We start from the raw sequence: 22440 nt of genomic DNA, 5'->3' as shown, positions 1-22440 counted from the left end.
CGGTGATGGCCGGAGGGAATATCAGCGTGCCACGGCTGGCATGCTGATAAGGGGATCATCGCTCATTTGGGCGATTGTTTCCAGTGTCATGTAACGGGATCGCTGAACCGCCCATTCGTCGTTCTGTTCGAGCAGCAGAGCACCGACGAGACGGATGATGGCATCCTCGTTAGGAAAGATGCCGACGACCTCGGTGCGTCGTTTGATCTCGCCGTTGAGACGCTCGATAGGATTGGTGCTGTGAAGCTTGGCCCAATGCTGTTTTGGAAAGGTCATGTAGGCCAGCACATCGTTCTCGGCCTCATCCATCAGATTGGCCAGCTTCGGCACCTTCGGCCTGATCTGATCAGAGACGCTGCGCCATTGTGTGCTGGCAGCCTCCGGCGTCTCCTGGGCGAACGCCGTGAAGGCGGAGACGACGCGCCGCCCGCTCTTTCCTGCATGTGCCAGGGCATTGCGCATGAAGTGAACGCGGCAACGTTGCCAGGTCGCATTCAGCACCTTGCTGACAGCCGTCTTGATGCTCTCATGGGCAACCGAGACCACGAGTTTCACACCTCTCAAGCCTCGACGCGTCAGCTTTCGTAGGAACTCTGTCCAGATCGGCTCGGCCTCGGATGTGCCGATCTCCAGCCCAAGCACCTCCCGGCGTCCATCCGTATTGGCACCGACTGCGATGATGGCAGCCACGGACACGATGCGCCCACCGCGCCTCACCTTCAGATAGGTGGCGTCGATCCAGATGTATGGCCACTCGCCCTCGATGGGACGGTCGAGAAAGGCTTTGACCTTCACATCGATCTCTTCGCAAAGCCGCGAGACTTGGCTTTTAGATATGCCGCTCATCCCCATGGCTTTGACCAGGTCATCGACGGACCGGGTCGAGATGCCCTGGATATAGGCCTCCTGTATGACGGCCGTCAGAGCCTTCTCGGCCATGCGGCGTGGTTCCAGGAAGCTCGGGAAATAGCTGCCTGTTCGAAGCTTGGGAATGCGCAACTCCACCGTTCCAGCCCGTGTTTCCCAATCGCGGTCGCGGTAGCCATTGCGCTGGGCTAGACGAAGCGCTGTCTTCTCGCCATAGCCAGCACCGGTCGCAGCCCCTACCTCCAGCGCCATAAGCTTCTCGGCGGCAAAACCAATCATCTCGCGTAGCAAATCGGCATCGGCGCTCTTCTCAACAAGCGAGCGCAGGTTCATCATATCGTCGGTCATCGGTGGTGTCCTTCAGGTTGGTCATAAGCAACCCGACCCTACCGGAAAACACCGATGGCTATGAACCCAGCTACACCACTCGCTGGGACACGATCCTCGATAAGCAAGGCGTCACTTTCTATCGTTTGCTGAGCGTAGTGGCCGTGCATCTCAGGGATACCCCCTCCTCACTTTTCCAATTGGAACCGTGCAATTAGCTGTAGGTATCATTCCCTGTTGAGGGTTTTTATTTTCAGAGCGCCTGATATTTCGCGGCTACGCATCTCTGGGGGATTAATATATTTGCCCGGCATCCATGAACATCCATCCGGTCGATTCAGGCCCTCGCACCCACCGTCACCTCAAAAGCTGGCTCGAACAGACCTCCTCAATGCACCATAATTAACTTGGTACCTTAAATATCTGCTCGAGTAAGTCGCTAATGGGCAAATTTCGTGGTATAATGGCAGGGCTAAAACGATCCAAACAAACATTATTTTATTGCATTTGAAGCAGAACACCTTTGATTGGAGGCAATATGGCCCAAGCTTTCAATGATGATCTGCGGTGTTGCGTTCTGCTCCGTCACGTAATGGCATGTTAAAGCGTGTCGCATTTAATCGCACTCATATCCTGCTGCCTTGAAGCTCAGGCATCCCCTCATTTTGAGATGACGTAGGGCGGGAAAGATGATTCTGCATTTCCGTTCGAACGGAGAGCAGAGTCAGATGAACGGCAAGGCGGAGTTTTCTTCTGAAGCGGTGCATTCCTTTGTTGACGAACTTTTTGGCGAGGGCCTGCACGCGAAGCGGGTAACGTCGCTGGCGAAGGCGACGGTTGGCACGCTGCAGGCGTCGTCGCTGGCGGTGAGCGCGATTGGCCACGGTCTTGCGCTGGCCGAAGGAGGGCTCTCGCGTCATGCGATCAAGCAGGTCGACCGGATGCTGTCGAACGACGGGATCGAAGTCGACGCGCTGATGGCCGACTGGGCCGACTATTGTCTTGGTAGCCGCACCGATATCGTCGTCGCCATGGACTGGACCGACTTCGATGCCGACGGGCACTCGACCCTGATGCTGTCGCTGCTTACCGAACATGGCCGGGCGACGCCACTCCTGTGGTTGACGGTACGCAAGGCGGAGCTGAAAGCGCGGCGCAATCAGTATGAATACTGGATCGTGACCCGGCTTGCCGAGCTGTTGCCAACAGAAGTGAAGGTGCTGCTCGTCGCCGATCGCGGCTTTGGCGACGCCAAGCTCTACGGCGTCCTAAAGGACGAGCTGCACTTCGACTATGTCATCCGCTTTCGCGGCAACATCCAGGTGACGACCGGCGGTGAGAGCCGTCCGGCGAAGGAGTGGATCGGCCCCTCGGGACGTGCCAGGCTGCTGCGCGAGGCGACAGTCACGGCGCAGGGATGCCCCGTCGGTGCGGTCGTGTGCGTCCACGCCAAGGACATGAAAGAGCCATGGTGCCTCGCAACCAGCCTGACCAAGGTGACGGCAAAGATCCTCATTGATCTTTACTCCCGGCGCTGGGGCATCGAATGCGCGTTTCGCGATGCCAAGGATTGGCGGTTCGGGATGGGCATGTCGGCAACCCGCGTCTCCACGCCCGCTCGGCGCGACAGGCTGTGGTTGATCGCCGCTCTTGCCATTGTGCTCCTAACCCTGCTGGGCGCTGCCGGAGAGGCCATCGGCTACGACCGCCATCTGCGCACGAGCACGACATCGCGACGCGTGCATTCACTCTTCCGGCAGGGCGTGATGTACTATCAACTGATCCCCAACATGCCCGAGGAAAGATTACGCCCTCTCATCCTACAGTTCGAGACGCTCTTCCGCGACCATCAAATCCTCAAACGTACTTTCGGGATCATTTGAATGAGGGGATTCCTGAGGCCTTGAAGTAGTTTTTACATTCTGTGACGGAGAAGAGGTCACAGATTTCGCCAAGCGCGTTGGAGATGGCATCGAAGCTGCGGGCCGCCCGCTTTCGCAGCAGCGTCTTGAGTTTTGAGAAGGCCATCTCGATGGGATTGAGGTCGGGACTATAGGGTGGCAGGAACAGCAGCCAGGCTCCCTTTGCGCGGACCAGCTTTTCGGCCCGCTCGCTCTTGTGGAAGGCGACATTGTCTAGGATGACGACGTCTCCATGCGACAGGGTCGGCGCGAGTTGGGTCTCTATCCAAGCCTCGAAGCTGCGGCTATTCATCGGCCTATCGACAATCCAGGGGGCAACCATTCCATAGGATCGTAGCCCAGCGATGAACGTTTGGGATTTCCACGACCCGAAGGGGGCGTGCGTTCGATATCGCTGGCCTCGGGGAGACCAGCCCGTCCGCTTTGTCAGCTTTGTGTTCGTCGACGTCTCGTCAATAAAAACCAGTCGTGCCAATGCTTTGTTGAAGAAAGGCTTTCGCCGCCCGGTCCACAGTTCACGCGCCCGCGCGATCTCCAGGCGCTGCTGCTCGCTTGCCATCAGGCTTTTTTTTATGGCTCAGCCCCAGCCTGTGAAGAAGCCGTCCGACACTGGAGCGATGGACGATGACGCCACGTCCGCAGAGTTCCACGCAAAGCTCGTCCAGTGTCAGTTCGCCATTCTGCATCATCCGCTCTTCAACCCACGCGTGATGCGCTGAAAGCTTGCCGCCGCCAACATGCCCCTGCCGGCGCGGGACAAGCGAATTTGTCTCGCGTTTGAGGATCACCAGATCGTTCACGAAACGTGGCGAGACCCGAAAATGCCGGGCCGCCTCGCGATGGCCATGGCCTTCCTCAACAAACCCTATCACACGCTCACGCAACGCAATCGGATGTGACTTACCCATGACGGCCTCCCTTCAAAGCGAAAGAGAATCACCGATAAGCTGATTTGAGAAGATTGAATCGTAAAAACGGCGACAGGCTTTAGCGCGATACGCGGCGCTCCAGCTTCAGAACGGATTTAAACGGCGCCAGGGGTAGCGGCCGCAGATACGGCCTCTCCTCGGCGAAGGCTTTGTTGACGACACGCTGGGTCGTCGCGTGTTTCCTTGGATTGGCAACGGTGTCGAGCCAGTGCCGGAGCTGGGCGTTCATGTCATCGAGATTGCGGTACGAACGAGCGAGGAAGAAGTCTTCGCGGATATACCGAAACGGCCGCTCAACCTTGCCTTTTGTCTTGGCTCGGTAGGCCCTGCACGCCTTAGGATGGAATCCATAAGGGCGGGCGAGATCGATGAGTGCACGGTTGTAGATGATGCCCTCCGTCTGACGTTCGCCGGTAACGGCAGTCTTCATCCGGTCGTAGAGCACCTCCCGCGGCGCACCACCAATCGCCTCGAAAGCGGCGATGTGGCAACGTAAGACGGTCGGCAGGTTCTGATGCATAACGAAGCGTGCCCAGATGAGGCGGCTGTGACCCAACACCATGGAGAACAACCAGACGATTCTTGGCGTCATCGGCTCGTCGGTGAAAACGACAAGGAACTGGGCGAAATCGACTTGGGCTTGCTCGCCAGGCGGCGTCTCGAAGCGAACTTTGAAACCTGGACTTGCCGCAGGTCGCACGTCACGAAGAAAGTCCGTGACGGTGGTGTAACCGCCGGCATAACCTCGATCCCGGAGTTCTCGGAGCAACCGACTACCAGTGAGGCCGGGATAGCTCTTCACACGCTCCCGCAGGTATGAAGCGAACGGATAGATAACCGTCGCGCGAGGCTTTCTCGGTCCATAAGCCGGGACCTCGAGGCCCCGCTCTATATATTTGCGCACCGTCTTGCGATCGATGCCGGTTTCTCTGGAAATAGCTGACACTGTCAGGCCCTGCTGATGCAGATCCAGGATCATGATCGTCTCCCTCAGCTTGATCACCAATATCCCCCTTCCGACCATCGGAAGGAGTATTGACGATGACGCGCCGCTGGTCTCCCGGCGCGCGCCCAGGAAGACCAGCGGCCGAAGCACCGGGGGAAGATTCAAGCGGCACTATTGGGGAGTATTGCTCCGGTATCGACACTTGCCAAGACCGACTGGGCAGATGCCGCCATGCTGGCGCGTATGGGAGCACTTCTTGAACTGGAAGCGCGACCAGTTCGAGGCGTTACTCTCAACGACCTCAAGGATTTGCATATTGCCCGAGAGGCGCCGGTCAAAAGCCGCACCGCGACCAAGAACAGAGCAAAGAACCTGACCCTGGCGCTTCTCAAACGCCAAAATGCCGAACAGCTCAGGCAGATCGAACGCCAGATGATCGCAATCGAAAAGGAGATCATGCTGCTGATCAGGGCAGATCAGGACCGTACCGAGCGGTTTGACATTCTTGTCTCCATCCCAAGCGTGTCTGTCATCACCGCTTATGCGCTTCTGATCGACATGCCGGAACTCGGCACGCTCGATCAAGGTCAGGCGGCCTCACTGGCCGGGCTGGCGCCCGTCGCTCGGCAATCCGGCACATGGACAGGCCGTGCTTTCATTCGTTGTGGACGCGCAAATGTCCGACACGCCTTATACATGCCAACCCTCGTCGCCATGCGCTTCAATCCCGATCTCAAAGCAAAATACGATCAGCTGAAAGCTTCCGGAAAAGCACCCAAAGTGGCCATAACCGCCATCATGCGAAAACTTATCGTCTTGGCCAATGCTCTCCTAAAGCAGCGAAGAAAATGGAGGCAATCGCTAGCTTGACCAACACGGATACTCTAAAATTGATTTTCCGCCCCCATTATGCCGCTACGCAATTCGTGCCAGCGCGATGAGGTAGGCCTGATCCGGCGTTTGCCGGCCAAGAGATGAAAGGGGGCGCCGGCCACGGTCTTGTAGGCGTGGAGGTAGGTGAGTGGCGTAGGGCATCGCAGCCCCACGCTCTCCCAGAACCGGACGTGAACCTCTCGATTCATCCGGCTCCCATCATCCAGCCGCAGGTCCCATGGTCCAATGGGCGAACAGTTTAGGGTTGCGTCGCCGGAGCGAGCGTAACCATTCCCAGGCCGCCAGGGTATGTCCCCGGAACCGTTTGTATTTGCGAGACACCCACCGCACGATGAACGCGTCGATCGTGCGCAGTGCCTCACGAAGCCTGGAGGGATAGAACCGGCCGTAGTAGCGCACCCACCCAGAAAGAGCGGGGCGAACCCACTTGGCTATTTCCTCCAGATCAAGATCGCTCCGAAGATGCAGTCGCCACCTGCGCACCTTGAGCCGCATTCGCTTGCCAGCGTTATCGCTGACAGCGGGAATGAAGCTGACGAAGCGCCTGTGGTTGCGGCCGATCGCTATTCGCGACCGGAATGTGTAGCCGAGAAAGTCGAATGATCGCTCCGGGTAGTCTCCCGGGCGATTTGCATCCTTGCAGTAGACAACCTTGGTCTTTTGCGGGTGCAGCTGTAGCTGGCATTCCGCAAACCGCCGTTCCAGCGCTTGACGCAACTCAAGCGCCTGCTCCTTGCTCACGCAATGGCAGATCGCGTCGTCTGCATAGCGTTCGAACGGGATGCTCGGGAATTCCCTCTGCATCCAGCGGTCGAACGCGTAGTGAAGAAAGAGATTTGCCAGCACTGGGCTAACCACTGCCCCTTGCGGGGTCCCTCTTTCTCGGTCCACCAAGTCCCCATTTGGCATGCTCACAGGCGCCTGCAACCAGCGTTCGAGGTAGAGCAGTACCCATGGGCAGTCCGTGTGCCGCCGCACCGCTCGCATCAGGAGATCCCAATCGATTTCGTCGAAGAAGCTCTTGATGTCGAGGTCGAGCACCCAGTCATAAGCCCAACAACGCTGCCGAGCTTTTACCAGGGCATCGTGTGCTGACTTCCCAGGCCGATATCCATAGGAGTCCCGGTGGAACACCGGTTCCAGAATCGGTTCCAAGTGACGCTTGACTACCATCTGAGCGATCCTGTCAGAGACCGTCGGAATTCCGAGCGGCCGGGTTCCTCCAGTGTCGCCTTTCGGTATGTCAACGCGCCGCACGGGTGACGGAAAGTAGCTACCTGAGGACATCCTATTCCAGACCCGATATAGGTTCTTACCCAGATCCTTATCGAAGTCTTCGATGGATTGCCCATCCACTCCAGCCGCCCCTTGGTTGGCCTTCACTTGCTTGTACGCTTCCCACACCTCGCGTTTAGCGATACGATACGGCTTCACCCTATCCATGGAGGTCTTCCCCTATCGGGTTGCCCGCTGAATAGAGTCGAATGACGATGTCCCTTTGGTCCGGTCCCATTACAGAACCATCTACCCTACTACGGACATCTCCGCCCCTGTGCCCCGCATCGGTACTCAGACCCTCACGGTGACTAACCGCTTGGGTTTCTCCCTTCGCATCGGGACGACAGGTTCCTGTGTTCCTTACCGAAGCCTGTCTTGAGGTCACGCCGCCTTCATGCCGGACGCCAGTTGGGCCATCAGCAGGCATCTCCCAACCCTTGCTCGCGGGATAGAAGTCCCGATCCCGATTTCGACGTCGATTTGATACGTTACGACACGTCATCAGCGGTTCACTCTCGTTCGTCTCCTCAAGACCCACCTGACGGAATAGCTTCCGCCTTTTCCAACAACGCTCACCACGAAGGCTCTTTACCTCCGCAGCTTGTGGCGGTTTGAAGCCTGCCCCTGCAGGCCGACTTCGGGGGGCCGTCCCCCATCTTCGGTAAAGCTCCGCTCTTGTCTCAAGCTAAGACAAGGCGTTCACAGCACACGACTTCGTCGTATTTTATCGAACGCCAGGTCCTCTCGACGAACACGTTGTTCCGCCACGCACCATTGCCATCCATCGAGATGGCGATCTCCGCCTTCTTCAACACAGCGGTGAATTCGATGGAGGTGAACCGCGAACTCTGGATGCCCTTCCAAGAGTCAAGCCTGCAATTCGACTGTGGATGATTTCCTGGTGCCGCCGCATGATGATTGCGAAGGCTTCGAGGGCGATGTAGCGGGCAGCGAATAGCCTCAGGCTTCGATTTTCCTGCTGCGATGCGTCGCGCCACGTAGTCCTGCGTGCGTGCATCCAATCGAAGCCGCCCGATGACGATGTGTGGACAGCACTTTTGGCCGCCCGATCCCGACCCCTGCTAAACCGGTCGACAACGTCGCAGAGATAGGCAAAGCCCCGCGCCCTGCACAGTGGAGTAAGAAGCGCGGAAGCGCTTCTCCTCCCCGAACCGTACGTGCACCTTTCAGCGCATACGGCTCTCTATTCAAGCTTGGCCCATGGCCATAGCAACATCATGGTAGTGCGATGTGACGGTACTGCGGTCCTCAATCCGGAAGATGTATGGATTTTCCTCCGGATTACGCCACCGGAATTGCGCCTTGGGGCTTGAGACAAGCCGTTTCAGCGCTTTTCCAACGGGGTTCCCGCGTTCATTCCGACCAAACACGAGCCAGGTTTTCGCCTTGCCCGGTTCCGGGACCCTGACCCATTTCCGCATCAAGGGTTTGATGCGGGATCGGTACTTGTGTCCCAGCCAATGCGCCATTTTCCAGAACACGACATGGTCGATGCGCCGGAAGACGTACGCCGTAAAGTCGGTGAACTTGTAGAACGCCGCCCATCCCACCAATTGGCGATTTAGGCCGGCGATCATGTCGACCGTGCTGACACTATGATTGCCGGAAAGGGTTTCGGTGAGCTTGCGAACAAACCCCTTGGCCTTTTCCTTGGGTATCGTCGTGATGATGGACATCCGTCCATTCGCCCCTCGCTTGCGGATGATCCGGTGCCCCAGAAAGACGAAGCCGTCGTCGACGTGGGTGACATGGGTCTTTTCCATGTTCAGCGCCAACTTCAACTCACCTTCCAGAAACGCCCGGCATTCCTCGCGGATTTCCTCTGCCTGAGCCTTGGTTCCTTTTACGATCACGACAAAGTCGTCAGCGTATCGGCAGTAGGCAACGGCCGGTTTCCATTGCCGGTTCTCACGAACCGTAATGGGGCGACCCTGCTTGATGCCGAAGTTCCATGCCCATCGGTCCTTGCGGGCCTTGTCGCTCAGGTATTTCGCCTCCAGCCACATATCAAACTCGTGGAGCATGATGTTGGACAGGAGCGGTGACAGAACGCCACCTTGCGGAACACCCTCGCTGGAGGCCGTAAACAGGCCACGATCAATGTGCCCTGCCTTCAGGAACCGCCAGAGAAGATCGACGAACCGTCCGTCCTGCACCCGTCGCCGCACACATCTGAGAAGCAGCCGGTGGTGGACCGTGTCGAAGTAGCTGGCCAGATCACCTTCGATGATCCAGCGGCCCCTCGTCGTATCGGCTCCATCCTGTAGCTGTATCCTCACGGTGCGGACGGCATGATGCACGCTGCGTTCCGGCCGGAAGCCATAGGATAAACGATGGAAATCGCTTTCCCAGATCGGCTCCATGGCCATCAGCATGGCGCGTTGAACGATGCGATCCGTCAGGGTCGGAATACCCAGTGGTCGTAGCTTGCCGTTCGATTTCGGGATATAGATGCGCTTGACCGGCTGGGGGCGATAGCTCTCCTCCAGCAGGCTTGTCCGCAGGTCGTCCAGATGCTGATCCAGTTTGGCCTGCAGTCGTTGCTTATCCATTCCGTCGATACCCGGCGTTCGTGCGCCACTTGACGCAAGAACCATCCGGGCGGCCTCGGCAAGCCATTCCCGATTGGCAATCAGCCGAAGAAGCCGATCAAACCTTCGGTTTGGATCGCTCTCGGCCCATGTTGCGAGCTTGTGCTGCATTTCGCTGATTATCAAAGGTCTTCACCTCTCTTGGTCAGATAGTTTGCACTTCAAGCAGTTTGAACTGTTCCCCTTCGCCATGTGGCAGGCTTTCCCTGCCGCGGACTACTACGAGAACTCCGCCAACATGATGGACATCAGGGTCAACTCCCTTGCGACGCAGAACATCGTTGTCATTCCATCATGCCTTCCCTCGTTCATATGCTGGACGTCTGCGTATTGGTGAGGCTGCCGGTCGCAGTCTTTTCCCTTGCGTTCCGCAAGTCGATGCCGATGTCATGGTCTGGCTGCATTCTCCTCATGACCCCATACGGGCGACCTACATATACGACCGCATTCGGATGCCGCCGACTTACGTGTCCGGCAGCTTCATCAGCATTTCGCCTGTTAAGCCGTGTAGGCGAAGGCGACCTTTCAGCCCTCAGATGCGGGTTAACCGGTTCGTGTTCCTCAGCCTTCCAATACTTCAGCCTCGGGAACCATCTCGGCGTAACGGCTTCGCCTCAATCCCCTTTACCTGCGGGCTACGTCACCCTGCCAGTTGACGGCAGGTCACCGCCGCTTGGGCTCATGCCCCCTTACAGCAGAGGGCAGGCAATTCTTCGCATCCTCCTTTCTCTTTGCATTCCAGTCATATGCCTCCCCAACTGGGGCGAGGCGCACCATACGTTATGTCCATTGCCCGAACCTGGTTGGGCCGGGTGACCGCCAACTTTCGCAGGAGGCAGGGATAAATCTTGCGACCTGGCGCAGGTTAGGAGGTGTTCGGGCAACGGTCGTTTGCCTTGATGCCCATCTTCTTCATCAGCGTGCCTACATCCAGCCGCCCAGCTTCGAGCTCTTTTCCTCTTAAGAGCCCTTGCGACACATCCGACTTCCGGCAAAGAGGTAGTCGAGATGCAACTCGTCAATCCGGCGCATCAGGGCAAGATAACCGTCAGGCACTGCAGAAAGTACATAATAGACTGTGCTAGGGCTGAAGCCGAGAAGCTTCGCCTGGCGCGACCGACAACTTATGCTCGAGGTCGATCATTTCTTTCCGCCCACCAATCCCGCCTTGTCGAGCGCTCAGGCTAAAAAGACTTTTTCCAGTTTCAGTTCGCTTATTTTGGCGCGCGGCGTTTTCACGTCGACGGTTGGACCTGCTGGTCCAGCCTCCGTTTCTTCGCCAAAGCATCTATCGCCTCCTCAAGGAGTTGGCCCTTCCACTTATCTGGTTGGCGTGGACGTCAAACTGCTGGATAATTCCACCAGTGTTTGCTCGCTCCGAATGGCGCCGAGCGCGACTTCTGCCTTGAAAGGCGGGCTTTGGTTCCGGCGCGGTCGTCTTGTCATGGTATCTCCTGTTCCTAGCATCGAATCCAAAGTTAGGCAGAAAATCCACTTCTTATCCCTGCTGTGCAGATTTCCCGAGCCACCTCTAATGCACGGATGCACGGATGCACGGATGCACGGATGCACGGATGCACGGATGCACGGATGCACGGATGCACGGATGCACGGATGCACGGATGCACGGATGCACGGATGCACGGATGCACGGATGCACGGATGCACGGATCTGACATCGGTATATATCCTGTCAACCAAACAATTCTCAACACCGCGATGTTGAAGAAAAAACAAACAGTCCGCGACATCGACGACATGTGTCGATTTGGAGTTGGATAAGAATTTACGACGCGCACGATATCTATGAAACGTGGGTCCGCACGTTTTAATGCTCGAGAGCCAACTTAGTGTTCGTCGGGAAAAAGTGGAATCCGGTTTTCGGATCAAACCAAAAGATGTTTTCGGATTTCAGATAGCACCTTTAAGGAGGAATACGAGAATTAATCTTTATTTAATACAAAACTGAAATACATATTTCATCCTCATGGAATTACATTATTTTTTCCAGAGGATTTTCCCGTAACCCGGGATCCGTATTTTTGACAAGCAAGCCCTACGTACAAAAATCCCTCCCCCCAAAGTTTAGGGTAGAGGCTGAGATAAACCAGAACTGCGAATGTGATGGCGAATTTTATGTTCAAAAAGCCAACGAACAACGCCTCTCTGGTGATAATCCAATAAATCAAATTGACGACCATCAAGAGGGTGCTCGGAAATGTTGGCCCAGCAGTGATGGTGAACAGGCGCAAAAGATCTTCAAGGCTTTGGGATGGACCCCAAACATCAACCGCAGTTCTGATGGTCAAGGGACCAAAATAAGCAATCGCAACAAGGCCGGCGTAGGGATCGACTGGAAAGGCTGATGTGCAAATCATACTGCCAATGGCAATGACCGCAATTAAAATTGAAAACTTGCCGGCGAAATTCCTTTGGACGGCTTCTTTTGTCTCTGTATGAGCAATCCAATGCAGACCTTTTGCCACATCCTCATGATCCTGCTTATAATAACTCGTCTGCGCTCCGAATCGGTTTCCGAGTTGGTAAATCTCAAACTCGGCATAGATGAGAGCGTTGGAACGTGACAGACTAACTTGACATTCAACAATCTCTGACTTTTCGAGGCTCGACAGCCTCAACGCCCTTAAACGCTTGGAATAATATAAATCGTACAGATTTTTCCAGTTGTGCATCAGGACTTGCCAGAGGATGCAGATAACTGCTTTCCAGGATATATTGCTCACACCTTTGAAAGCTGTCCGTCGGAAACCTGAATCTGCCAGGGCGGAGATACCGAACAAAATCGTTGGAAGAATACCAAGGAAGCGCTGCAGGATGATGAAGCGCGCAAGCCTTTCATCCGCCCAGGGAAAATCCAATATCGCGATTGCCATGAGCTGATTTTGCAATCTGATCGGTCCCGAACGGAACACAGCAATGACTGCTCCGAGGAAAACGGAAACAGTATCGGGGACGATAACACCGAGTTGCATCACCAGCATCCAAATCCAGAAGATTATTCTCTCCCAGATTCCCATTTGGACGCCTTCACGCCAACGCATTTCCTGTCTTTTTATACAGGAAATATTGGCATTCAGATAAGTCGCAGCGACATTCGGCAGGTAGGGCAGCTTCGTGATGCGATCCAGAACCGTGTCGCGCTCTACCCGGTTCCAGGCAACCAACATGGCGCGTTGCGGGGGCGACATATTGTTCAGAATGGATTTCCACTCATCCATCACCTTCCGGTTTTGTCCCGTTTCCTGCACCTTAAGGTCACTGCTACCAGCTTCAGGATCTACACGGTCAACCAATCTGACCACGGTTTTTTCGGGAGGATACGTCTTGGTGAGGATGTCGATTGCATCTTTCAGATTGCTCGGAAATTCATCAGCCGCCCCCCCTATCACAGAAGCAAGCACGCTTTTCCGGCTTGGCTCATCGCCTGCCAAACTGTAGCCATTGATGACCTCTAGTTCTTGGCCAGGATCAGCTTCTACGGTTATGTATGAATAGCTTCCGCCGCACATCCATGACTTTGTCAGTCTCTGAACCCAGGGCTTATGCAGCAGACTGGCTTGCTTTCCCAGGAGTACTTGATCAGCGAGAGCACTCTCAGAGGCATTCGTCCTGCAAAAAAACTGACTTCAATGTCGAATAGCAGTGATATGAAGCGATTTTTCAATATTAAATTATACTTACATATTTCCGAGGATGTCAGAGAAGAGAAGCTTTGCACAGCTTGTTTAGTTATCAAAAAAATATGACAATGGGCACATATAAAAACAATCGAATCGATCCAGATCTTAATGCGGTAGAGTTTGAAAATAAGGCCAGACCTCTTAAATTCAACGAGTATCACTTCGTTTGGCCCACAAAACGCGTGCGTGGTTAAAGTCTTCATCGACTTTTGCACGTAATGCCAAACCGCCCAGCAACCGTACCTAATTCCAAATCCATTGGCTCTCTGAAGTCAAAATGGGCGGGCGAAATTGATGACCGGACGGCGTGACAGATATGAGCTGTATCACTGTAACCGCACCAATCATCACAATCACAAACCCCACATGTTGAAAATTGGAACTGAGCCAACTTTTAGGTGGGGCTCCCCATGATACTAATTTCCTATGACAGACGCTAAAAGTCAGATGTTATCGCAAAATTTGTCTTTCTCTGTGTGAACTCAAGAAATTAATGAGCCGCTGTTTCTGTCATGTCCGGGACTGGCTACGCGCCAACCACTACGCAAAGCGGCTCAAAGCGCTACGTTTCAAAACACCGTCCGAGTCATCCGCCAACTCAACGATAAAAGCCAGAAATCTTCATTCAAAGCCTAAGCTGTGAAATGTTGGGACTAAACACATAGAGGACCCAATCAGTGTAGCCTCTAGCTCAATCTGACAATTGGATTAGACTCATTTTTCAATCCACGTTGATGCAGTTTAATTTATCTAAAAATGCCAATGGCCTAAATGATGTCGAGTGCCAGCTTCATGGTGAAGACGTATTATGGAGAATCATATGGGAGATGAATGATTTAAAATTTCAACTATATAACATATATGGGAACAGTAACGTAATATTATTCGACATAATATTTTTACAACATTCTCTAAAGAAAGACACAGTTGACATATATTAAATTGCGACAGACACTTTTCATTTAAAATTTCAACGGAAATATGGTTATCAACCATTTATTTAGCATAACACACGTAAGAGCGTCGCACGTCATCCGGACCGTTGATTAAGCAGAACGCGGACATGAGCCCCAGGCAATGATCGGATAACTGACTAGGTCACCCAACCGAAACTCCCGGTCCTGGACTTCTTCATCTTCATCTTCATCTTCATCTTCATCTTCATCCTCTCCTCCGTCGGTGTAGTTGCCACCTCTCGCAAAGAAGTCGTAAGATACGCCATTTATCTCATCAGCCCCAGGGCGTACAAATATGTTGCTTCGCATGATGGCGAGGAAAAAAGCGTTTTTATGTGGGCCCTCATAGTAATTGACCAGGCCCCCTTGGTCAGTACCCTCTTGCAGCAGGCGGTTCAACCGCCGCGGATCTAACAGCCACGGGGGTATGGCCGTTGCCGCAGCGCCGAAGTTGCTTGAACTAGAGGGTAGAAGGCGGTTCATAGCGCATCTTTGAGCAGTCGCTTGATCAGCATACACGTAAGTCAAAGATTGATCGGTAATTATGTATTCATCGTCAGATTGACCGGGAGTACGTATCGAAGGGTTGAAGTAGCAGACTGATCCTACAGTGGTCCGGAAATCGTTACGGGCCTGCTCCAAGCGAAGTGAGAGTTCCTGAGCATTCAGAATTTGAGTCAGGTCACGAACCGCCCATCTAGGTACCGCCATAGTAAGGTACTAAATGCCTTGAGATAGCACTACGGTTCATGCTCGAATTTATAGAAGCGCTGACGCCCTTGTTGGCAATTCGTAAAGATAACGGAGCCGTATATCTTTCCTATGGTACTATAGCAATCATCTCCCTATTTTCACGCATCGCCGCCTTAATTGACAATGGCTCAGCGGACTTTAGATTCTTGTGGGACCAGGTGTCATCGATGATTTGTCAATTTTCGGTGACAGAGCCGGTAGTGTGTCGGGTTTTATTGAAAGCGTCAGCACCGCCCTTTGACAAAAGGTTTAAATCAAACGTGCCACGATGTGAACAGATTCGGCCGCCCCTAGTAAAGTCACAAATGTGCCGCGATTACTCCAATCAGCGAAAATCAAGGAGTGATTGGGACTATTCAAAGGAATGACAAACAATTTCAATAATTGCGGGCACGATTATTAATATATATATTCATAACGAGAGCTATGTGACTTAAGGCGGTCATTAATATTACCATTCCTGAAGTGCGATGGCGAATTATATCGGAAAAGATCTGTCGACCTACGATCTGATCAGCGCCACGGAGCCTCTTCGACCCTCTTGGTGGGTTGGGGTCATGGTGAAAAGGAAATAATGTTTGAAATGACGGTCCGCTACGATCTGAATCATAATTTTTTATGACCACTAATTTAGATTTCGAAAATATCGATCTATGCTTAGCTAAGACTCTTTAAAAATTAAAAGATTTTTTATTTGAATATTTCAATGATATTCACAACCTAACGTTATAATATCAGTTTTATGGGCCTGTATTATTATATCCCATTTATTAACCCACTTTAATAGATTTATATTATTTATGTTAAACATAAATCGAATTTTAAATTATTGATATGAAAGGAATTAGGTAACCCGAATATTTTATTAAATAGAATTATTGATACAAAACGCCCTCACGGAATAGTTCAAAAAGAACGTTACATGCTCGTATTGAAATAACATATTACTATGACGAGTAACTTCATTGGGGTAAAGTTCCAAAAGCCACGATTGGGTAATCCACGGCTGGGCCAGAGCGGCTCCACGTCACGAATTCACCCTCCACAGGTACGAACAAGTCGCTTTTGTATATTGCCGCGTAGTGCGTGAAGCCATTTGCTCTTGCGAACCCTGCCGGCAGTTGATCGGGATAAGTCTCAGAAAGGCCGACCAGTTCCTCGTTCTTTATCACCAAAGTGCCGTTGTGCTCGTTGAGATCATTCTGGAGCGTTCTCGGGCCATAGATGAAATATAACGAACCAGAGTGGATGATTGTCTCACCCCCCCATAGGACAGTGGAACCATAAGTCTCCCTCACCAGAATAGCCTGCTGCCTGAGCATATCTTGAATTTTATTTTTCGCATAACCGCGCAGATCTACCCAAAGAAACGACATTTGTTCTCGTGCTGAACCCAATGCGAAAAGGGACTTAAATAGCTTCAAAGGTGGTTCGAGTTGGAAGAGGATTTACCGACTCTTCTTAAATTATTAAATTTATTGTCCACCGTCCGATCAAACAAAGCATTTTGCTAGCCTAAATACGTAAGCACTTACGTAAGACAAAAAAATATAGATCAAATATTTGAGATACATATTTAATCAACAAGAGAAATTCCACGAAATAAAATAGCTTATCGCCTTAGTAATGATAGTTTATAATTCGTTTGTCAGGGGGTATCACCGCCAATTAAGCCGCCAGCATCTCTAATGTCGCCATAGCGGCATTACATACAGTCTTAATAGTGCCCCTCCACGCATCCAACAGAACGGGCCAGACCTCTTAAATTCAACGAGTATCACTTCGTTTGGCCCACAAAACGCGTGCGTGGTTAAAGTCTTCATCGACTTTTGCACGTAATGCCAAACCGCCCAGCAACCGTACCTAATTCCAAATCCATTGGCTCTCTGAAGTCAAAATGGGCGGGCGAAATTGATGACCGGACGGCGTGACAATATGAGCTGTATCACTGTAACCGCACCAATCATCACAATCACAGACCCCACATGTTGAAAATTGGAACTGAGCCAACTTTTAGGTGGGGCTCCCCATGATACTAATTTCCTATGACAGACGCTAAAAGTCAGATGTTATCGCAAATTTATCTTTCTTCGTGTGAACTTAAGAAATTAAGGAGGCGCCGTTTTTGACTTTTGCGATCCGCTAGGGACTAGAGCTCCTGTGGCGCTTCTATAAATTGGGCAAAAGCCTGCAACAACTTTATAAAATCCTAAATCTCTTCTTTCATCTATCATTTCCCAGATCAAAATGAGTATCCTCATCATCGGCTCTGGCAACGTTGGCAACGCACTTGCCGCTGACCTAAGTTACCGACGCAAATCGGTCTCGATATGGGCTGCCCCCTCCCACCTCGGATATAGTACCCAGATTGCCGAACATGGGTTGAAAGCAATGGGGGAAATCGAGGGCACCTATCGTCCTGTCGTGAAGAGAGAGCTTGCATATGCAGTTTCAACATCAAAATACATCATGGTCACCATCCCGTCACTTAACGGTGCTCGTGAAGAACTGATCGAACAACTGAAGGTCCTTGACCTTAAACAGAAGATCCTGATCTGGATCCCCGGAAATGCTGCCAGTTTGAGCCTGGAAAAGCTTGAGACTCTTGCCAGTCTAGAAACAACCACGTCGCCCTACGGATGCAGAATGGTGGATGATGCAATCTACGTGAAGGCCATCAAGAAGCAGTTGGAGATCACCTTCACCACTCCCCATCCCGAACCCTCCCTGGCCAAAGAAATAGGTGATCTCTTCCCTAATAATCTCGTTTGGCTTGCCAACGGATTGGAAGTGGCCCTCAACTGCACGAACTGTATCTGCCACACTCCCGCAGTGATTTTTAATGCCGCCAAGATAGACATTGAGGAGGACTTCTATTTCTACAAGGAGGGAATGACACCAATTGTCACAGAGGCTATGAAGGCTTTCGACCAAGAGCGCATAGAACTTTTGAAGAAGTTAGGTTTCAAACCCCGCACTGTTCTCGATCTTCTCAATGGCTGGTACGGAAAGGATGCCACAACAATCCATGATTTCGTATCGAAATCCGTTTCCCATAATGCCACCAAGGGAGCACCCAAGAACTTCAAACATCGTTACATCATGGAGGATGGTCGGATGTTGATCCTCTTCAGGGACCTTGGCAAGAAGTTTGGTATCAACGTCAAGAAACTCGAATGGGCTGTTGAGTCACTGAACATACTGGGGGAGATTGACCTTGAGAAAATCGGCATCACCCTGGCGAGTGCTGGCATGGAGGAAATATCGGCCGACGACATTGTTACCAAGTGGGGCAACAGCAAAGCCGAGGAATGAGGAGTCATTTGGTCTATGAAGCCGATTCAATTATGTTTCTTATTATTATGTACTTCCTGATGTAAACTATGCTTGAGGCGTTGATCTAAATATATTTCCAATATAATATTAAATAAATCGAATATTGTATAAATTTGCAGCTGTCCCTTTCATCATTTTAATAATATACATTCATAAATCAATTAACATATACGTATATATGAACGAACTATAAAGCAAATAAATTGCGTAATCATGAAATACATTAAGACTTTGGGATATATTCTGATGTAAAAAACAAAATTATCTGTGCTCATTGCTCTGCATTTGCCGAGCCCGTTAGGGATCGGCAAAGGCGAAAGAGCTGTGAGCACAGATAATTTTGTTTTTTACATCAGAATATATCCTGCCATGCCTTGGCTCAATGCCTTGGCTCAATGCCTTGGCTCAATGCCTTGGCTCAATGCCTTGGCTCAATGCCTTGGCTCAATGCCTTGGCTCAATGCCTTGGCTCAATGCCTTGGCTCAATGCCTTGGCTCAATGCCTTGGCTCAATGCCTTGGCTCAATGCCTTGGCTCAATGCCTTGGCTCAATGCCTTGGCTCAATGCCTTGGCTCAATGCCTTGGCTCAATGCCTTGGCTCAATGCCTTGGCTCAATGCCTTGGCTCAATGCCTTGGCTCAATGCCTTGGCTCAATGCCTTGGCTCAATGCCTTGGCTCAATGCCTTGGCTCAATGCCTTGGCTCAATGCCTTGGCTCAATGCCTTGGCTCAATGCCTTGGCTCAATGCCTTGGCTCAATGCCTTGGCTCAATGCCTTGGCTCAATGCCTTGGCTCAATGCCTTGGCTCAATGCCTTGGCTCAATGCCTTGGCTCAATGCCTTGGCTCAATGCCTTGGCTCAATGCCTTGGCTCAATGCCTTGGCTCAATGCCTTGGCTCAATGCCTTGGCTCAATGCCTTGGCTCAATGCCTTGGCTCAATGCCTTGGCTCAATGCCTTGGCTCAATGCCTTGGCTCAATGCCTTGGCTCAATGCCTTGGCTCAATGCCTTGGCTCAATGCCTTGGCTCAATGCCTTGGCTCAATGCCTTGGCTCAATGCCTTGGCTCAATGCCTTCCTTGGCTCAATGCCTTGGCTCAATGCCTTGGCTCAATGCCTTCCTTGGCTCAATGCCTTGGCGACACTTTCCATTGCTGTTCACGCAGACGAGGAACGAGCAGGACGCGACCTATAAGTGGTGATGGCGCGCTACGCGTATAACCCTAGGGAATACATAAAGCAAAAAAACGACTTTGACACTTATGCGACAAGGATAATATTCCAGTTACAAAAGAAATAAGGAGCGGAACAAATGTTTAAAAAAAGACGGATCGAGTTGATAGGTTTATTCACAGCTTCCATGCTCGCTGGGTGTGGTTATACTGGCGTCGCAAATTCTGCCACTTTGAAGGTTGGCATGGCAGCCGCCGATATTGCCACACTTGATCCCACTAGAGCGACGACCACCCAGGACTTGGCCGTGGTTTCTTGGATTTTCAACGGACTTGTTCGATTTTCCCCTGGGAGTGCCGACCCAACCAAAATTGAACCCGACCTTGCCGAAAGCTGGACGACCTCGCCGGACGGCTTGGTTTGGACTTTCAAACTTCGCAATGATGTCTCATTTCATGGTGACTATGGCAAGTTGACAGCGGAGGACGTGGTGTTCTCTCTTCAACGGGCAAAAAACCCGGACACGTCCTCTTATTCAAGCGACTATACCGCTTTTACGACAATTGAAGCCATTGACCCCTTGACGGTCCGCATCACTTTGGGCCAGCCTGTTGCTGGATTTCTCGGGCTCGTTGCCAATTATCACGGCGGCAACATTGTGAGTAAGAAAGCGGTGGATAAGCTCGGGGCAAATTTCAAAACGCAGCCTATTGGTACCGGTCCTTTCGTGTTCGAAAAAGCTGTCACCCAGCAGGCCGTATATCTAAACGCATTTCCAACATACTTCAGAGGCAAGCCGAAAATCGATGACATCAGGGTCGACCTTATCCCGTCAGACTCAAGTCGTGAGCTGGCCTTCCGATCCGGAGAGCTTGATCTGATCTATGGCAAAAGGGAGCAGCGTTGGGTCGACCAGGCGAAAGGCTGGGAGGGCTCGATTGTCGACATTTTCGCTCCCGGCGAATATCGGACTTTATTTATCAATTCGACGCGCAAACCTTTGAATAACGTCAAGGTACGCCAGGCCATTTCCAAAGCGATCAATGTGGACCAAATTGTTCAGTTCGTCGGTGAAAGTGTAGCTCCCAAAGGCTGTTCTGTGGTTCCCAGCGGCTATCTCGGCGAAGATTGCACCTGGGCTTATAAATACGATCCCGAGGGTGCGAAGGCGCTTCTTGCAGAAACCGGTTACAAGGACGGCCTGACGTTGTCGGCAGTGGTCTCGTCCAGTTCTGCGCAGCAGCCTATCATGGAAGTCATTCAAGCCCAATTGGCAGAAGTCGGGATCGATATGCAGATGCAGGTGGTCGATCACCCGACATATCACGAACAGATCCGAAAGGATTTGAGTGATCTCGTGTTCTACGGTGCGGCACGTTACCCTGTTGCAGACAGCTATCTGAGCCAGTTCTACGAATCCAGCGCCTCTATCGGCAAGCCAACAGCCGTTACGAATTTTTCCCATTGCGATGCAGCCGATGCCGACATCATGGCTGCTCGCAAGGCAACGACGGACACCGAGCGGAATAAATTCTGGTCGTCTGCCCAGAAGAAGATTCTCGATCAGGTATGCGGTGTTCCGCTGTTCAGCCTGATGCAGGTTTGGGCTCGCAGCAAAGCTCTGGACTATGGGTATGAGCTCACCGGATCCTTAAATCTGGCACCGCCGATTACGGAAAAAACAAGCCTTAATCAATAAAACGTTTTTCGCGCCGGGAGTTTGACAGGAAAACGTTGTCATCGGCTTTTCTAATCAGAAACAGCTGAAAAAAAATGAGAGGCCGTCTGGTTCAATATGGACGTGACGGGCTCTCGAATTGAACGAAGGTAAGATGAATTTTTCCGGTCGGCTTTTTCAAGGGATTAGCCTTGGCGTCCGCGCCGCAGCATGAATCTCCTCGATGAAGTCTGCAACGAGACTGCTGTTTCTTGCCCGTGTCGGACGGATGATACCATAGCCGAAATCAATGGTGGGGCGAAAAGGCCGGGTGATGATCCGGTCCGCCACAAACTCAATTGCCAAGGGGTCGGCCACCGTCACGCCCAATCCGGCCGCCACGAGTTCGGCAACGTTCGGCGCTGTGGTCGCCTCGATGACGATCCGGGGCGTGATTGAGAACTGTTCAAACGCTGCATCGACCTTGGTACGCATCGTTCCCGTCGGCGCGAAGGCAATAAACGGTTCGTCCTTGAGGTCATCGGGACAAAGCTCCGCCTTTTTAGCGAGCTTATGACCGAGAGGCAGGGCTGCCACGGCAGCAGAGCAATGCATCCGCTCGACTACCATAGAGGGATGTTCCAGGCCGCTGATAACCAGTGCCAAATCAAGACGACGAAGCAAGACCGCTTCTGTCAAAAACCGGGAGCTACGTGCTTCGATGGAAACGAATACATCTGGATGCCGTATTTTAAAACTCGAAATGACCCGTGTTATGAACGATCCTGACAATGCGGGCATTGCGCCTATGAGCAAATGTCCATGTTCGTCACGCCGAATGGCCTCGACCGCACGGGCGAGTTGGTGGACACCGCCGAAGATACGCTCGACTTCTTCGTATAAGCGCATGCCCCGTCCAGTCGGCACCAGACGTCCGCTTTTGCGCTCGAACAGCTTGAGGCCCGTATCAGCCTCCAGATCCTGGATCAGCTTACTCGCCGCGGGTTGTGAAATCCGCAGTATAGCGGCGGCAACACTCACAGTTCCCGATTCAATAACAGCCATCAGCGCCTCCAGTTGGCGCAAGC

14 protein-coding genes and 4 pseudogenes are annotated in these 22440 nt (G+C 52.4%); 5 read left to right on the top strand and 13 right to left on the bottom strand.

Annotated elements, in window-relative coordinates:
- Positions 1 to 21 precede the first annotated feature (21 nt).
- A complete protein-coding gene (locus PR018_RS25925; RefSeq protein WP_142832560.1) occupies positions 22 to 1215 on the bottom strand; it encodes an IS256 family transposase in 1194 nt (397 codons plus the stop codon).
- Between the two features lie 707 nt (positions 1216 to 1922).
- Between PR018_RS25925 and PR018_RS25920 the strand changes: the two genes are divergently transcribed.
- Positions 1923 to 3077: an IS4 family transposase gene (locus PR018_RS25920; RefSeq protein ID WP_142832625.1), complete on the top strand. Its 1155-nt coding sequence runs from the start codon at positions 1923 to 1925 to the stop codon at positions 3075 to 3077.
- Here PR018_RS25920 and PR018_RS25915 read toward each other — a convergent pair.
- From PR018_RS25915 to istA, 3 genes and pseudogenes are all read right to left on the bottom strand, one after another.
- The gene (locus tag PR018_RS25915) at positions 3070 to 3675 is read right to left on the bottom strand and encodes an IS630 family transposase (protein ID WP_279621480.1); all 606 of its coding nucleotides are present in this window, start codon (positions 3673 to 3675) and stop codon (positions 3070 to 3072) included. The genes PR018_RS25920 and PR018_RS25915 overlap by 8 nt on opposite strands.
- On the bottom strand, positions 3632 to 4024 hold the full coding sequence (locus PR018_RS25910; RefSeq protein WP_143123534.1) for a helix-turn-helix domain-containing protein: 393 nt from the start codon (positions 4022 to 4024) through the stop codon (positions 3632 to 3634). The genes PR018_RS25915 and PR018_RS25910 overlap by 44 nt, the downstream gene beginning before the upstream one ends.
- Positions 4025 to 4109: 85 nt before the next feature.
- Positions 4110 to 5048: pseudogene (gene istA / locus PR018_RS25905) on the bottom strand (IS21 family transposase); the annotation flags it as partial.
- A gap of 174 nt (positions 5049 to 5222) precedes the next feature.
- Here istA and PR018_RS25900 point away from each other — a divergent pair.
- Positions 5223 to 5861 carry a transposase gene (locus PR018_RS25900; RefSeq protein WP_161991044.1) on the top strand — a complete coding sequence of 213 codons (639 nt, stop codon included), beginning with the start codon at positions 5223 to 5225 and terminating at the stop codon, positions 5859 to 5861.
- 222 nt (positions 5862 to 6083) lie between these two features.
- On the opposite strand, the gene ltrA (PR018_RS25895) is transcribed toward PR018_RS25900, so the two are convergent.
- The 8 genes and pseudogenes from ltrA (PR018_RS25895) to PR018_RS25860 form a co-directional block, all read right to left on the bottom strand.
- Complete coding sequence (gene ltrA / locus PR018_RS25895) at positions 6084 to 7328, bottom strand: group II intron reverse transcriptase/maturase (protein WP_142832568.1); 1245 nt, start codon at positions 7326 to 7328, stop codon at positions 6084 to 6086.
- Between the two features lie 545 nt (positions 7329 to 7873).
- Positions 7874 to 8014, bottom strand: a pseudogene (locus tag PR018_RS25890) (IS3 family transposase); the annotation flags it as partial.
- Positions 7972 to 8331, bottom strand: a pseudogene (locus tag PR018_RS28630) (hypothetical protein); the annotation flags it as partial. The pseudogenes PR018_RS25890 and PR018_RS28630, both read right to left, overlap by 43 nt.
- A gap of 40 nt (positions 8332 to 8371) precedes the next feature.
- Positions 8372 to 9901, bottom strand: a complete 1530-nt coding sequence (ltrA, locus tag PR018_RS25880) for a group II intron reverse transcriptase/maturase (protein ID WP_244617042.1) — start codon at positions 9899 to 9901, stop codon at positions 8372 to 8374.
- Positions 9902 to 10550: 649 nt separating this feature from the next.
- Positions 10551 to 11242 (bottom strand): annotated as a pseudogene (locus PR018_RS25875) (transposase family protein); the annotation flags it as partial.
- A 518-nt stretch (positions 11243 to 11760) separates the two neighbouring features.
- Positions 11761 to 13305: a hypothetical protein gene (locus tag PR018_RS25870; RefSeq protein WP_142832612.1), complete on the bottom strand. Its 1545-nt coding sequence runs from the start codon at positions 13303 to 13305 to the stop codon at positions 11761 to 11763.
- A 1217-nt stretch (positions 13306 to 14522) separates the two neighbouring features.
- Positions 14523 to 15143: a RolB family protein gene (locus tag PR018_RS25865; RefSeq protein WP_142832595.1), complete on the bottom strand. Its 621-nt coding sequence runs from the start codon at positions 15141 to 15143 to the stop codon at positions 14523 to 14525.
- A gap of 1004 nt (positions 15144 to 16147) precedes the next feature.
- Positions 16148 to 16561, bottom strand: a complete 414-nt coding sequence (locus tag PR018_RS25860; protein WP_142832594.1) for a hypothetical protein — start codon at positions 16559 to 16561, stop codon at positions 16148 to 16150.
- 871 nt (positions 16562 to 17432) lie between these two features.
- Here PR018_RS25860 and PR018_RS25855 point away from each other — a divergent pair.
- The 3 genes from PR018_RS25855 to PR018_RS25845 all read left to right on the top strand — a co-directional run bounded on the left by PR018_RS25855 (position 17433) and on the right by PR018_RS25845 (position 21394).
- Positions 17433 to 18500 carry an NAD/NADP octopine/nopaline dehydrogenase family protein gene (locus PR018_RS25855; protein WP_142832617.1) on the top strand — a complete coding sequence of 356 codons (1068 nt, stop codon included), beginning with the start codon at positions 17433 to 17435 and terminating at the stop codon, positions 18498 to 18500.
- A 345-nt stretch (positions 18501 to 18845) separates the two neighbouring features.
- Positions 18846 to 19724: a hypothetical protein gene (locus PR018_RS25850; protein WP_279621479.1), complete on the top strand. Its 879-nt coding sequence runs from the start codon at positions 18846 to 18848 to the stop codon at positions 19722 to 19724.
- A gap of 110 nt (positions 19725 to 19834) precedes the next feature.
- Entirely contained in the window at positions 19835 to 21394 is a 1560-nt protein-coding gene (locus tag PR018_RS25845) for an ABC transporter substrate-binding protein (protein ID WP_142832451.1), read from the top strand.
- 156 nt (positions 21395 to 21550) lie between these two features.
- Here PR018_RS25845 and PR018_RS25840 read toward each other — a convergent pair whose 3' ends face one another.
- Entirely contained in the window at positions 21551 to 22417 is an 867-nt protein-coding gene (locus PR018_RS25840; RefSeq protein WP_244615588.1) for a LysR substrate-binding domain-containing protein, read from the bottom strand.
- Between the last annotated feature and the right edge of the window lie 23 nt (positions 22418 to 22440).

The sequence above is a fragment of the Rhizobium rhododendri genome, from assembly GCF_007000325.2.
GTDB lineage: Bacteria > Pseudomonadota > Alphaproteobacteria > Rhizobiales > Rhizobiaceae > Rhizobium > Rhizobium rhododendri.
Note: the sequence above shows the minus strand (reverse complement) of the source record. Positions and strands in the feature narration are given on the sequence as shown.